A 13921-nucleotide genomic window follows, 5' to 3' on the forward strand; every position below is an offset into this window, starting at 1 on the left:
TGTATCACCTTAAAAGGCAATAAGCATTCTTGCAATAATACGCCTTGAATTAGGCACTTTTACAGGCTCTGAAAACAGGCATCTTCAAGTATCACGGGTATAAAAGGGCGTACATGCATAATAAATTGATAATAATGACAAAAAATAACCCTTTTTTAAAGGGCTGCTTTTGTGTTTTATGGCGTAGTAATTTTTGGGCAATGAGTGCTCCTGGCCAGCCGCACAATAAAGATAATAAATGCAATGTGCGCTCTTTTGTACGCCATTTCGATTTGCGTGCTGCAGATTTATCAATGGCAAAGGCACAAAAGGTCACTAAGCTCATGATGGCGTATAAAAGCACTATTTTGAGTGAAATAAAGCCAAGTAAGTGGATTGCGATGAGCAAGCAAAGAAAAAAAATAGCGAAAATCATAAAGATTGTGTGTTAAATGAATGAGTTTTTAGATTAACATTGAAATATCAATACGGGTAGCTATCTTGATTGATAAGGATTATTGTGTGTTCAAAAGTAGAGTAATAAGCCTTATAGAGAAGAGATAAGGCTTTTCAGTATTGAAGTGGGTGAGACTTCACTCTGAGAGCAGGTTACTTAGTCGGCTTTTCTGTGATCCACAGCTTGATGGTCCCTTTTACAACGACAATGTCATTTTTATCATATGCGGTGACATTAACCAATAAATCACCAGGTACCCATTGTTCAGGTTGGACTTCTGCGACACAACGAATATCGCTGTTTGCTTTTGCGGTATAGTCTAAGCTCATCCCTTTAGGAAGCCAACGTAGATGAGCTGGAATCGATGCTTCAGCCATTGTTCCCATGGCCATCTCTAATCCATTACAAATGGCAATAACATGGACTGTTTTGATGTGATTATGAACGGCGCGCCTTTTTTTGACTAAACAGACACAGCGATGTGGCCGTAAATCGGTAATGAGGGGGTTAATGGTTGCAAAATAAGGGGCCATTCGGCTGATAAACATTGAAAAGAGTTTATTACCAAAAGAAAAACGACTCATCTTATTGTAAATTGACATTACTTTAGTCGGTTTCGCAATCTGCATGCTCGAATTCCTTTTGTTATTTTTATAGAGACTAGAGGTACTAGTGTGATTATAGGGAGATAGTACGTCTGGTCGGATGTCTTTTTTGTTAGACTAGCATTTTTCTTTAGTCAGTGGCTAGTTTAATGTGGCTGAGCCTATTTTTTTATCTAGCGTTGATATGATCATACCCCAGTGAAATGAAGGTGCAAGTTTCAGAACCGCTCAAATGCCCGATTTCAAAGCCCATGATTGAGGATATATAGGAAGCGAAAAAGGAGTAAGTTTCATTTCCTTTATGTAGCCTCTCCCACGTATACTAGCCAACAATCAGTTTATTGTAAGGATAAAAAGTGAAATACCTCATTACTTATTTAAAAGGCCTTGCCATGGGGGCTGCAGATGTTGTGCCGGGTGTCTCGGGGGGGACGATTGCGTTTATCACAGGTATCCTAGATACCTTGCTTAATAGTATTCGTAGTATTAACTTTTCACTTTTCAGTGTGATTAGACATAAGGGAATTAAAGCCGCTTTTCTTCATATCAATGGGCCCTTTTTATTGTGTTTGTTTGCGGGAATATTAACCAGCATATTAACATTAGCCAAGGTGATTTCTTATTTATTAGTGACTCACCCCATTCCTGTATGGTCTTTCTTTTTTGGGCTGATTTTAATCTCTGTCGTGCATATGCTAAAACAAGTGCAAGGTTTTTCCGTGGCACGTTTTGTATTATTTGTTCTTGGTGTTGCTGTTGCATGGGGGATCACTATGATTAACCCTGTGGCGTTGGAATTGACTCGCTTTAATATTTTTTTAGGGGGCTGTATTGCGATTACGGCTATGTTGCTACCCGGTATTTCAGGTAGTTTTATTCTTGTATTATTAGGTCTATACAGTGGTGTGTTAGGCGCCGTTAAAAACTTTGATATTTCTGTGATGCTCACTTTTATATCAGGCGCTGTGGTCGGCTTATTGAGTTTTAGTCATTTACTCTCTTTATTACTACGTAAATATCATGATGCAACCTTGGTGTTCTTAACGGGACTCATGTTAGGTACATTAGGTAAAATTTGGCCTTGGAAAGAAACGTTAACTTGGCGCGAGAATTCTAAAGGTGACATGGTTGCTTTGGTCGAGCGTAACTTATCACCTATGCAGTTTGAACAATTAACGGGCCAAAATGCACTGATGTTATGGGCATTCGTGGCCATGTTAGCGGGTATTTTATTAGTTTGGGGCTTAGAGCGATTTGCTGCAAAACACGCAACAGTAGTTGAGTAAATTCAGTTTAGTGTTGAGCTTTTAAAGGCCCGTTTATTCGGGTCTTTTTTGTTTGGCAGGGAAATAAGCGGATATTAACGCTATGCTTTGAGGGGGAATTGACTGAGTAGGAGTAGTGAGTATGGTCTTCAATCCAGAAAAAATTCAAATTGGTATTAGCGCTTGTTTATTAGGTGAGAAAGTGCGTTTTGATGGCGGTCATAAGGCTTCTCAATATTGTAAAAAAGAGCTTAAGCCGCACTTTGATTTTGTGCCTGTTTGTCCCGAAATGGCCATAGGCATGGGGGCGCCGAGAAAGTCGATTAGATTAATCAGAGACAATGAAAATCTTTATGTTCGAAGTCAAGATGCGAGTCTGGATGTCACCGATAAGCTGATTGAGTTTAGCGAGAATAAAGTGGAGCAACTGGGTTTTTTAGGAGGCTATATTTTATGTGCTAAGTCGCCCACTTGTGGAATGGAGCGCGTGATTGAATATCAATTGGGCAGTAATAATGGCAGTAAAGTGGGTGTGGGGGTTTTTGCTCGTGCTTTAATGGATAAATATCCATACTTACCCGTGGAAGAAGAAGGGCGGTTACACGATTTGAGGATCCGTGAGAATTTTTTTACTCGTATCTATGCCTACCATGATTGGTGCTGTATGCATTTATCTGGATTAACTAAACATAAGCTCATTGCATTCCATTCTCGGTATAAATACCTATTGATGGCACATAGTCCTAAGCATTATCGTTTATTGGGTCCTTTATTATCGGATATACCCAAAGATATTGATTTATTTTCCCAGACTTACTTAGCAAGGTTTATGGATATCTTGAAAATTAAGGCGACACGTAAAAACCATACGAGTGTGTTACAACATATACAAGGTTATTTTAAAAAGCATTTAACGAAAGAGCAAAAGAAAGAGTTGAGTGAAATGATCTTGAAATATCACCAAGGTCTGCAGCCTATCCTTGTGCCGATTACTCTGATTAATCACTATTTAAGAGAGCACCCTAGTGATTATATTGAAAATCAAGTGTACCTAAACCCTCATCCGGAGAGTTTAAAGCTTCGTTATGCGTTTTAATGGGCTGCAGAGCACTTTATCAACAATCTTTAGTTAACTCGACTTTTTACTATGATCGACTTGTTTTTTGTCGTAATACTCAAAAGGAAATAAATTTCTTATTTTTTGGCTGGTAGCACTACTGACATTGGCTGAAATGTGTAGCCTAACACTGTTTAACCGCTCACATCGAATGGTGCAAGTGAGTTTTTCTGATTTTGCCATGCTGCGACATTCTTTCTCGAATTTTTCTGGTATTTTACCTTTGTGGGATGTTAGGCGACCTTCTTTAAAGTGCATTTCGAATAAAACTAACCCTTTCTTACCACTAAAGATCAGTAAGTAAATAAGGGAGACTCCAAGTAAAACAAAAGCAATTTTTAGTATGGTAAGGGTCATTGTCGTTTCCTTTTGACTTTATCATGTTGTTTACTGTATTAGCGTCTGTTTGGCGTTATTTATTGAATATAATCGAGCGACATTTTTAAATGATTTGAGTATATACAGAGTATCTTAATCAGATAAAGTGTCTACAAAAAATATCGGGCTTTTTTGTTCTTAACCCTCTCTCTATTTCTCGTTATGGACATTCAATTAATACGTTTTAGGTGGGTTTGAGCTAAGCTATATTGATTATTCACTTAAGGAGAAACTTGTGCAATTACGTGATCCAAAATTGTTGCGTGAGCAATGCTATATCAATGGTTTTTGGCAGGATGCAGATAATAAAAACCGTCAATCCGTAGTGAATCCATTAAATAATGAGGTTATCGCGCATGTGCCCATTATGGAAGAAGTGGAAACACAAAGAGCAATAGATGCTGCAACTGATGCGCTAATTTCTTGGCGGGTGTTGACCGCCCAAGAGCGGAGCATAAAATTAAAAGTTTGGTTTTCACTATTAATCGAGCATAAAGAAGATTTAGCATTATTGATGACAACTGAGCAGGGAAAGCCGCTCGCAGAGGCAAGAGGAGAGGTGGATTATGCGGCTTCTTTTATTGAATGGTTTGCTGAGGAGGCTAAGCGAGTTTACGGAGAAACGATACCGGGTCATCAAGTTGATAAACGTTTGATTGTGATTAAGCAAGCCGTTGGTGTGACAGCTGCCATTACGCCTTGGAACTTTCCTGCGGCTATGATCACGAGAAAAGCTGCTCCTGCTTTAGCAGCGGGCTGCACTATGGTGGTGAAACCTGCGCCGGATACACCGTTAACGGCGTTAGCGCTCGCGGAGCTTGCTCATAGAGCGGGTATACCTGCAGGCGTCTTTAATGTGGTAACAGGTGATTCAATTAAGATTGGTCAGCGACTTTGTATGAGTTCAAATGTAAGAAAACTGTCTTTTACGGGGTCGACGCCCGTGGGGGTGAAGTTAATGCAGCAATGTGCGCCAACGCTTAAGAAAATGTCTCTTGAATTGGGAGGGAATGCACCTTTTATTGTGTTTGATGATGCGGATATTGATGCGGCTGTTGAAGGGGCAATGATTGCAAAATATCGTAATGCTGGACAAACCTGTGTGTGTGCTAATCGATTCTATGTTCAAGAGGGAGTCTATGATCTTTTTGTTGAAAAATTTGCTGCTGCTGTGACTAAATTAAAAGTGGGAGCTGGGACCGAGGAGGGTGTGACAATTGGCCCTTTGATTAACAGAGCGGCCGTTGAGAAAGTTAAGCACCATATTAACGATGCTCTGGCTAAAGGGGCTAAACATGTACAAACACATGATGCAATTGATTTAGGTGGAAACTTTGTATCCCCTTGTGTTTTGACTCATGTTGATGGTCGTATGTTGTTTGCAACAGAGGAAACATTTGGGCCCATTGCTCCTTTGTTTAAATTTAGTGATATCGATGATGTGATCCATCAAGCCAATGATACAGAATTTGGATTAGCGGCGTATTTTTATGGGCGTGATATTTCCCTTGTTTGGCGGGTTGCAGAAGCTTTGGAATATGGCATGGTGGGCGTAAATACAGGGCTTATTTCAACTGAAGTTGCTCCATTTGGTGGGATAAAGTCATCAGGACTGGGTAGAGAGGGCTCAAAGCATGGGATAGATGAATATCTTGAAATAAAATATATTTGCATGTCTGTTTAGCAACCACTAAGGATTGTAATATGACCAATGATGAATTGAACTCTCGTCGAAAAAAGGCGGTTGCTAATGGAGTCGCTCAAATTCACCCTTTTTACGTCGAACGGGCGGAAAACTCGACAATATGGGATGTGGAAGGGAGAGAGTTTATCGATTTTTCAGGGGGGATTGCGGTACTCAATACTGGGCATATGCATCCTACAGTTAAGCAGGCGGTGATGGCACAATTAGACAGGTTTTCACATACCTGTTTTATGGTAATTGGTTACGAGTCTTATATTCAAGTATGTGAACAAGTGAATGAATTAGCGCCAGGTCAGTTTGATAAAAAAACAGCCCTATTTAATAGTGGTTCTGAAGCGGTTGAAAATGCAGTTAAAGTGGCGCGTGCTTATACTCAGCGTGCGGGAGTGATTGCATTTACTTCTGCTTATCATGGACGTACGTTAGCAGCATTAGCCTTAACGGGTAAAGTCAATCCTTATAGTGAAGGTATGGGTTTGATGCCTAGTTTTGTTTATCGAGCTGAATTTCCTTGTGCTTTACATGGTGTGTCAGAAGATGATGCTATAGCTTCCATTGAACGGATCTTTAAAAATGATGCGGCGGCAAGTGACATTGCGGCTATTATTATTGAGCCAGTACAAGGAGAAGGGGGCTTTTATGTTGCAAGTCCCGCATTTATGCAACGTTTGAGAGCGTTATGTGATCGAGAAGGGATAGTGCTTATTGCGGATGAGGTGCAAACGGGGGCTGGCCGTACAGGGACTTTTTTTGCGATGGAGCAAATGGGAGTATGCGCCGATATTTGTACTTTTGCTAAATCCATTGCGGGTGGCTTTCCTTTATCTGGGATCACGGGAAGGGCCAAAGTTATGGATTGCATTCAACCTGGTGGTTTGGGTGGCACATATGGCGGTAATCCCATAGCCTGCGCTGCAGCGCTTGCGGTGATGGAGGTATTTAAGCAAGAAAAGTTACTGTCTCGCTCTTATGAGATTGGCGCTATGATGAAGCAGTCTTTAGTGCAAATGCAAACGATTAATCCGCAAATTGCAGATATTCGTGGTTTAGGGGCAATGGTGGCTTTTGAGTTAATGGAGGATGGAGTTCCTAAGGCTGATTATTGTCGTCAAATCTTGATTGAAGCGAGGGAGCGAGGCTTAATTTTGCTCTCCTGTGGAACCTTTGGTAATGTGATACGATTACTCGTTCCTTTGACTGCGAGTGATGAGCAAATTATCCAAGGAATGGCGATATTAAGGATGAGTTTTGAGGCTATTTTGCCTTAGACCAAGGATAACCCCCTAAATGCCGTTTAACCATGATACTCAGTATAATAAAGGTGAAAATGAACTGGCTGTTGTTGCTATCGCTAAGAGAAACGAAAGCGTCAAGACGGTAATGAGGAAAAAACGGGTGTATGTCTAAATAAGTTCGAGATTGGACTCTTTAAAAGCGATGGGTAAAAATTTGACAGCGGCTCCTGCAACTCCCATTACTATAGGAATGCTGGCAAGGCTAACAAAGGTTTCTGCAACTTTATAATCACCATAATCTTCAAGAGAAAGTAGGCGAGCGAGCCCAACATTAAAGGCATAAACCGTTATATATTTACTGAGTACTGTGATAATCATTATTGCGGTAGTGCGCTGGAAATAACCGGTCTCTTTTCCCTGAACCATATCTTTTATCCACTTCCAATCCATTAAAATCTATTTACCAGTTTAGTTTTATGATTTTATTCTGGGGGAATTTAATCTTAGCTTAAAATGGAATACTTCCCTTAGTTGTTTATTGTTTTATTGTTGGATTTAGAATGGAAAGATCTTGTGTCATATGAGGTGATGATTAAATTGCCCACATCCATTTAGGCTTTATCAATATTCATAGGATGATAAGTGATTGCCTAAGAGGATGTGAACGTATAGGTGTGCAGTATTTTCTAGCCCATCATGATAAGCCCTACGTCTTGAAGTGACACACCACCATTATTGAGTTCAGAACTATATTCATTTAATACAACGCCAGCGGTACAAACGCGGTTGGCTATATCTTCCAACCCAGTATCAATCGTTTCTAATTTTGTTTCAACAGCTTCTAATTTTGTTGCCGTTGTATTTAAATAGGTATCAGTGACATCGATGCGATCGTTTATTGTGCTGACCTGGCTATCTATAAGGCCCAGTTCACTGACATTATTGCGAATAAGAGCATTGTTAAATTCAATATTTTCATCGATAGCATGGATTTTAGACTCCATAACTTCAGTCACTTCAGCGGCAAATTTTGTTTCTTCTGACACCACTTTACCATCTTCAATGACAAACTCACCACTTTTAACACCGATACTGAGGGTTGCTTCAGCCACATCAATTTCCAGTGCGCCACCCGTTCTTAAACGCATATCAAGGCCAAAAGTATACCATTCCTCAGCGCCTAGAACGGTTTTGGCTTCGTTGCCAAAAATATGAAGTGTTTCATCACCAAAAACGGTGGTGTTGCTATTTTCAACCTCAATTTTTAATCCGAGTAGTGATTTCTCTGTTTTATCTTTATGTTCTTGCCAACTGCTTTCTTCTTCACTTTCGCTGCTTTCTTCTTCCCCACTTCCATCTTCTGTGGTGGTTTCATCTTCGGTGTTTTGAGTGTCTTCTGTGGTGGTTTCATCTTCGGTGTTTTGAGTGTCTTCTGTGGTATCTGCTATTGTTTGACCGTTTTCGCTCATCTCATTCCCCTGCAATGAATAGAGAAAGGGGGTTACCTCATCTCTATTAGAGTTGATCTTTTGATATGTCGATGTGCTCTCAAGACTATTGTCTTCTATGTTTGTACTGAATACTTGACTATTTCGTGTAATTTGTGAGTAGTATCAACAGGATGAAATCACTGGTTGATGATCTCAATATAAAATTAATATCAGGTATATACAGTCAAACATAGACAAAATATAAATACTTCTTGGAATAGCATTGAGATTGAATATTTAAAATGGCGTTTTGATGAAAGCACCATCTAAAGTACAGAAAGAGTAATGCTTTATATACTCTGATTCAATGCATATTGCATTAAACATCGATCATGATGGTTTCATTTATATCAATATAACATAATGATGAAGCATATTTATTGTTCATGAGTGTGATTTTCATGTTTGAGTTATCTTTAATTCTGTCAAACATTAGCTATTTCGTGATTTGATTTAATTTTTATTTATAGTCTAAGCCAGTTTATGATATGGATGTTTTATATAGTTAATTTATGTTAATTATTAGGTTTTATAATACTGTTAATCATATTATTGATATAAGTGATGTGTTTTGATGTAATGGCAAACAGGTGTTGGCATAGCTGAATCATCTATGATGTTTTGTTTAATTTGTTGACGAATTTCACTTGAAGAGTAAGGCTGAGTCTCTATATCAACATGGTAAATGAGTCCATTTTTTTGTTGGGGTTTGATTGTTGTAGATAAGCGCTTTTTATATTCAATAAATATTTGATCATTTTCAGTTAAATTACTATTAGGGCGCTGGCAAACCACGAGGTGACATAAAGTGAACAGTCGCTTCCATTGGTGCCATTGAGGCAAGGATAAAAAAGAGTCCATCCCCATTATAAAATAAAATGTATGTTCAGGATAAGCCCTGATTAACTGACTGAGGCTAGTGACAGTGTAAGAAGGGGATTCACGTTTGGCTTCTAAATCGCAGAGTTTGAATTGATTTAAGGTGAGGCATGTTTGATAGACCATATTAAGTCTATCTTGCGTCGTGACGACTGTTTTTTCTTTATGGGGAGGAATATGATTTGGCATAAACCAAATCTCATCAAGTGTTAATGCATTAAGTACCGTTTGTGCTGGGCGAATATGTCCAAAATGAAGGGGATCAAAGGTGCCGCCTAGTATGCCTATGTGCATAAATTTTTCCTAAAAAAGATTATCCATAATATTAAGGTTAACAATATAAACACTATATTTTTATATGGGCTAAATGGGAGTGAGCTTGGGGATCAAATAATAAACACAGGTGACTTAACGCAACCCAATCTTCATGGCCTTGCTGTTTTAGTTTTATTTCTAATGCCGATGTTTTTACCAATAAATGATCGATTTGAGGGACTGACAGTCGAGATAAGCTTGCTTGATAAGCCGATTTTTTCTTATCCCAAATACGCAGCTGTCCCCATAGGGCTTGTAATGACTTTTTATCCTCTTGGGCGGCTTTTAATTGTGATAATTTGCTGAGCTCTTGAAATAGGTGCCATAACACAACTGGCAAGGCAATGCCTTCAGCCTTGAGCTGAACGAGTATGTGCTGTGCTTTTGTTTGTTTATTATATAAAAGGGCATCGATGAGTTGAAAAACACTAAAACGGGACTGATTGACAAAATATTGTTCAAGCTGTTGGCTGTCAATGGCTTGATTTGGGCTGAGAAGAGTGAGTAGTTGTAATGCTTGATCTGCTGCTAATAAATTACCTTCATAAAGGCTGGTTAACATTTTTTGTGCATCACTATCCATTTGCAGATGAAAATGGTTAATACGTTCGGTTAGCCAACGTTGAAATTGTGGTCCTTCAGGTGTTAGACAAGGGATAAATATGCCATTTTCATCGAGGAATTTGAACCATTTACTCTTTGTTTGCTCTATGGCCAGCTTAGGACCTATGAGTAACAATAAAATATCTGGGTTGGGTGCCTTAAGCACAGATTGCAGCATGGCACTACCTTGTGCACCAGGTTTGACTTGTGGAAGAGTCAGTTCAATGATCCTGCGGCTAGAAAATAGACTTAATGTATGCCATTGCTCATGTAGCTCTTCCCAATTAAATTGATTGTCTTGAGTTAATTGAATGGTTTCATCAAAACCTTGCCTTTTGGCTTTTTGTAATATCTGACTGCGTGTGATTTCACACAACCAAGGATCATCACCAAACACCATATAACATTGTTTTAATGGTGAGAGATGTTTATTAATTTGATCCGGGTAAACTCTCATTGGTAGGGTCTCATACTGCTCAGAGCATAGTGGTCTCTGGCTTGATTGTCGGCTTATTCAGTTGCGGGTATACGCCATTTTTACAGCTTAAATCAATTGCTTTCAATGCTAGAGAGCTGTTGTATGATTTGATCAGCGGCTTGTACTCTCATTTCTTTTAGCAACAGGCTTCGTTCTCGGCTTTTGGCGAGTGCTGCACTGGGATTATCTAAGTATTCACGATGAATTTCAACGGTGAAAGGCTGAGATTCTTCATCGGGAAGTTGTACTGCGTAAAATACGGTATAGGTGAGATCGTATTCAGCAACGCTACCCGTTGGGTAGACTGATAACACCATACGCTCAAGTGAATCTTTAATAATACGTAATGTGGCCACATCTTTTGCAGGTGGAACAAGATTAACTTGATTGAGGCGTAGTCTCTCTTTCATTAACCGAGTTAATTCGCTGTATTGATCTGGACTGGTTAGGCTCAGGGTTTCTAACTGCGTGGGTAATTGATAGTTACCTTGCAAGCGAAAGCCACAACCTGCACTTAGTAGGATAATTAATGAAAAAATGGTTGTAATGATGCGTTTAATGAGCATAGGAGTGATGATTATTCCTTCGTTAGCTATGCTTGATAGTATCAATAATAGCGTTAAGTCCTATTTGTTGTGAAACAATAATGGATGCTAAAAGCTAAATTAACAATAGCTGTATGGGTTATTACTAGAGTCAAATTGCCAAGCCGATTGAATTTGATGTTGCAATGGGCTTGGCTTGTTTATTTAAATCAATTAAAGCATGAGCTTAAATGACTTTCTACTTTATATTAATTGGCAACTATATTAAGTAATTTTCCAGGAACAAAAATCACCTTGCGTACTGTTTTTCCGTCTGTATGCTTGATCACGCCTTCTTCCTTCATGGCTAAACCTTCAACAGTTTCTTTATCTGCATCAGCTGCAACAGTGATTTTAGCGCGTAGTTTACCGTTAACCTGAACAATAATGAGTTTACTGTCTTCTACTAGTGCAGCTTCGTCAACTTCAGGCCAAAGGACATTTTCAATATCGTCAGTATGCCCTAATTCATTCCATAAGTTAAATGTAACATGAGGAATGATCGGGTAAAGTAGGCGAACCAGTGCTGATAGGGCTTCGGTCATCAAGGCTCTATCTTGTTCTGTGTCTTGCGGTGCTTTTTGCAGGTGGTTCATTAGCTCCATGACTGCAGCAATCGCGGTATTAAACATTTGACGACGGCCTAGATCATCGCCAACTTTACGGATAGTCTTGTGCAGTTCACGGCGCAGTGCTTTTTGTGAGGCATTAAGGCTAGCCACATCAAGTGTAACGCTTGGACCTTGACTAATATGATCGTGGGCAAGTTTCCAGAAACGCTTAATAAAACGATGTGCGCCTTCTACACCAGATTCTTGCCATTCAAGTGTTAACTCTGGCGGTGATGCAAACATCATAAAGAGGCGCACAGTATCAGCGCCATACTTTTCAACCATAGCTTGAGGATCGATGCCGTTATTTTTTGATTTGGACATCTTGCTCATGCCAGTGTAAACCAGCTCATGGCCTTCACTGTCAGTGGCTTTGATAATACGGCCTTTATCATCGGTTTCGGTGGTGACATCCGTTGGGGCTACCCATATACGCGCCCCTTTTTCGTTGGTGTAGTAAAACGCATCCGCTAACACCATCCCTTGAGTCAGTAAGCGCTTAGCGGGCTCATTTGAGTCCACAAGGCCAATGTCTCTCAATAATTTATGGAAGAAACGGAAGTAAAGTAAATGCATACAAGCATGTTCAATTCCGCCGATATATTGATCAACCGGTAGCCAGTAGTTGGCTTTTGCAGGATCGAGCATGGCATCAGCATGGGGACTACAATAGCGCGCATAATACCAAGAGGATTCCATGAAGGTATCAAAGGTATCTGTTTCACGTAGTGCATCTTGACCATTAACTTGCGTTTTTGCCCATTCCTTATCAGCTTTAATGGGGCTTTGTATGCCGTCCATGACAACATCTTCAGGTAAAACAACGGGTAGCTGATCTTCTGGTGTAGGAACAACACTGCCATCGGCTAGCGTGACCATAGGGATAGGCGCTCCCCAGTAACGTTGGCGAGAAACTCCCCAGTCACGTAAACGGAAGTTAACTTGGCGTTTTCCTTTACCTTCTGCGGTTAGTTTGGCGTCGATGGCATCAAATGCCGCTTGAAAATCCAGTCCATTAAATTCACCTGAGTCAAATAAAATGCCTTTTTCAGTAAAGGCGGCTTCACTGAGATCAAGCTCGCCTTCGTTGGGCTTTATGACACCTTTGATATCGATGCCATATTTATGGGCAAATTCATAGTCACGTTGATCGTGAGCGGGGACAGACATTACTGCACCCGTACCGTAATTCATTAATACAAAATTACCCACCCAAATCGGGACGGCTTCGCCCGTTAATGGATGAATAGCGTTAAGGCCTGTTGCAACGCCTTTTTTCTCCATAACGGCCATTTCGGCTTCTGTGGTACCCGCATTTTTACATTCTTCAATAAATGCGGTGAGCTCGGCATTACCTTTGGCTGCTTGTAATGCTAATGGGTGAGCGGCAGCAATTGCCACATAAGTCACACCCATTACGGTATCGGGACGCGTGGTATAAATGTCGAAGCTGCTATTTTGCCCTTCCACTTGAAAGGTCATTTCAATGCCTTCACTGCGGCCAATCCAATTGCGCTGCATGGCTTTAACTTGCTCAGGCCAGCCTTCAAGCTTATCGATATCGCTTAATAACTCATCCGCATATTCGGTAATTTTGATGAACCACTGAGGAATTTCTTTTTGCTCAACTTCCGTATCACAACGCCAGCAACAGCCATCAATGACTTGTTCATTGGCTAGAACCGTTTCATCATTTGGGCACCAGTTCACGGAAGCCGTTTTTTTATAGACTAAGCCTTTATCGTATAATTTGGTGAAAAACCATTGTTCCCAGCGATAATATTCTGGTGTACAAGTGGCTATTTCTCGGCTCCAGTCATAGCCAAAACCTAGCATTTTAAGCTGATTTTTCATGTAGTCGATATTTTCATAAGTCCAAGGTGCAGGCGCTGAACTGTTCTTTATCGCTGCATTTTCAGCTGGAAGGCCAAATGAATCCCAGCCAATAGGCTGAAGGACATTTTTGCCTTGTAGTTTTTGGTAACGAGCAACAACATCGCCTATTGTGTAGTTACGTACATGGCCCATATGCAGGCGACCAGAAGGGTAAGGGAACATTGAAAGACAATAAAACTTTTCTTTGTTCTCGTCTTCAGTCACTTCAAATGTTTTGGTATTTTTCCAGTGCTCTTGCACTTTTGCTTCAACTGCTGAAGGATTATATTGCTCTTGCATCAATCATTTTCCGGCCATGCCGCCTATTATTGGAACTAGCGCTAT

The 13921-nt window shown here is 40.1% G+C and carries 13 protein-coding genes; 4 read left to right on the forward strand and 9 right to left on the reverse strand.

Features of this window, described 5'->3' with window-relative positions; all coding sequences use genetic code 11:
- Positions 1-91: 91 nt before the first annotated feature.
- Both Q0779_RS09490 and Q0779_RS09495 read right to left on the reverse strand, forming a co-directional pair.
- Positions 92-415, reverse strand: coding sequence for a DUF1294 domain-containing protein (locus Q0779_RS09490; RefSeq protein WP_367180804.1), 324 nt, complete (start codon positions 413-415; stop codon positions 92-94).
- A 173-nt stretch (positions 416-588) separates the two neighbouring features.
- A complete protein-coding gene (locus Q0779_RS09495) occupies positions 589-1065 on the reverse strand; it encodes a hotdog fold domain-containing protein (protein WP_298771982.1) in 477 nt (158 codons plus the stop codon).
- A 332-nt stretch (positions 1066-1397) separates the two neighbouring features.
- Between Q0779_RS09495 and Q0779_RS09500 the strand changes: the two genes are divergently transcribed.
- Both Q0779_RS09500 and Q0779_RS09505 read left to right on the forward strand, forming a co-directional pair.
- Positions 1398-2327, forward strand: coding sequence for a DUF368 domain-containing protein (locus Q0779_RS09500; RefSeq protein WP_298771984.1), 930 nt, complete (start codon positions 1398-1400; stop codon positions 2325-2327).
- Positions 2328-2448: 121 nt separating this feature from the next.
- On the forward strand, positions 2449-3402 hold the full coding sequence (locus Q0779_RS09505) for a DUF523 and DUF1722 domain-containing protein (protein ID WP_298771986.1): 954 nt from the start codon (positions 2449-2451) through the stop codon (positions 3400-3402).
- 33 nt (positions 3403-3435) lie between these two features.
- Here the strand turns inward: Q0779_RS09505 and Q0779_RS09510 are convergent, their stop codons facing one another.
- The gene (locus Q0779_RS09510) at positions 3436-3780 is read right to left on the reverse strand and encodes a DUF3634 family protein (protein WP_298771988.1); all 345 of its coding nucleotides are present in this window, start codon (positions 3778-3780) and stop codon (positions 3436-3438) included.
- Between the two features lie 256 nt (positions 3781-4036).
- On the opposite strand from Q0779_RS09510, the gene Q0779_RS09515 reads away from it, so the two are divergent.
- Positions 4037-5485 (forward strand): NAD-dependent succinate-semialdehyde dehydrogenase, encoded by a 1449-nt coding sequence (locus Q0779_RS09515; RefSeq protein WP_298771990.1) that lies wholly within the window; start codon positions 4037-4039, stop codon positions 5483-5485.
- A 20-nt stretch (positions 5486-5505) separates the two neighbouring features.
- Positions 5506-6774 (forward strand): 4-aminobutyrate--2-oxoglutarate transaminase, encoded by a 1269-nt coding sequence (gene gabT / locus Q0779_RS09520; protein ID WP_298771994.1) that lies wholly within the window; start codon positions 5506-5508, stop codon positions 6772-6774.
- A 135-nt stretch (positions 6775-6909) separates the two neighbouring features.
- Here the strand turns inward: gabT and Q0779_RS09525 are convergent, their stop codons facing one another.
- From Q0779_RS09525 to leuS, 6 genes are all read right to left on the reverse strand, one after another.
- The gene (locus Q0779_RS09525; protein ID WP_298771996.1) at positions 6910-7191 is read right to left on the reverse strand and encodes a hypothetical protein; all 282 of its coding nucleotides are present in this window, start codon (positions 7189-7191) and stop codon (positions 6910-6912) included.
- 236 nt (positions 7192-7427) lie between these two features.
- Positions 7428-8210 carry a hypothetical protein gene (locus Q0779_RS09530; RefSeq protein ID WP_298772000.1) on the reverse strand — a complete coding sequence of 261 codons (783 nt, stop codon included), beginning with the start codon at positions 8208-8210 and terminating at the stop codon, positions 7428-7430.
- A 570-nt stretch (positions 8211-8780) separates the two neighbouring features.
- On the reverse strand, positions 8781-9404 hold the full coding sequence (nadD, locus tag Q0779_RS09535; RefSeq protein ID WP_298772002.1) for a nicotinate (nicotinamide) nucleotide adenylyltransferase: 624 nt from the start codon (positions 9402-9404) through the stop codon (positions 8781-8783).
- A 52-nt stretch (positions 9405-9456) separates the two neighbouring features.
- Positions 9457-10485, reverse strand: coding sequence for a DNA polymerase III subunit delta (gene holA / locus Q0779_RS09540; protein WP_298772004.1), 1029 nt, complete (start codon positions 10483-10485; stop codon positions 9457-9459).
- A gap of 92 nt (positions 10486-10577) precedes the next feature.
- On the reverse strand, positions 10578-11072 hold the full coding sequence (lptE, locus tag Q0779_RS09545; RefSeq protein ID WP_298772006.1) for an LPS assembly lipoprotein LptE: 495 nt from the start codon (positions 11070-11072) through the stop codon (positions 10578-10580).
- A 227-nt stretch (positions 11073-11299) separates the two neighbouring features.
- Positions 11300-13876: a leucine--tRNA ligase gene (gene leuS, locus Q0779_RS09550; RefSeq protein ID WP_298772008.1), complete on the reverse strand. Its 2577-nt coding sequence runs from the start codon at positions 13874-13876 to the stop codon at positions 11300-11302.
- Between the last annotated feature and the right edge of the window lie 45 nt (positions 13877-13921).

This window comes from uncultured Shewanella sp., from assembly GCF_947491715.1.
Lineage (GTDB): Bacteria > Pseudomonadota > Gammaproteobacteria > Enterobacterales > Shewanellaceae > Shewanella.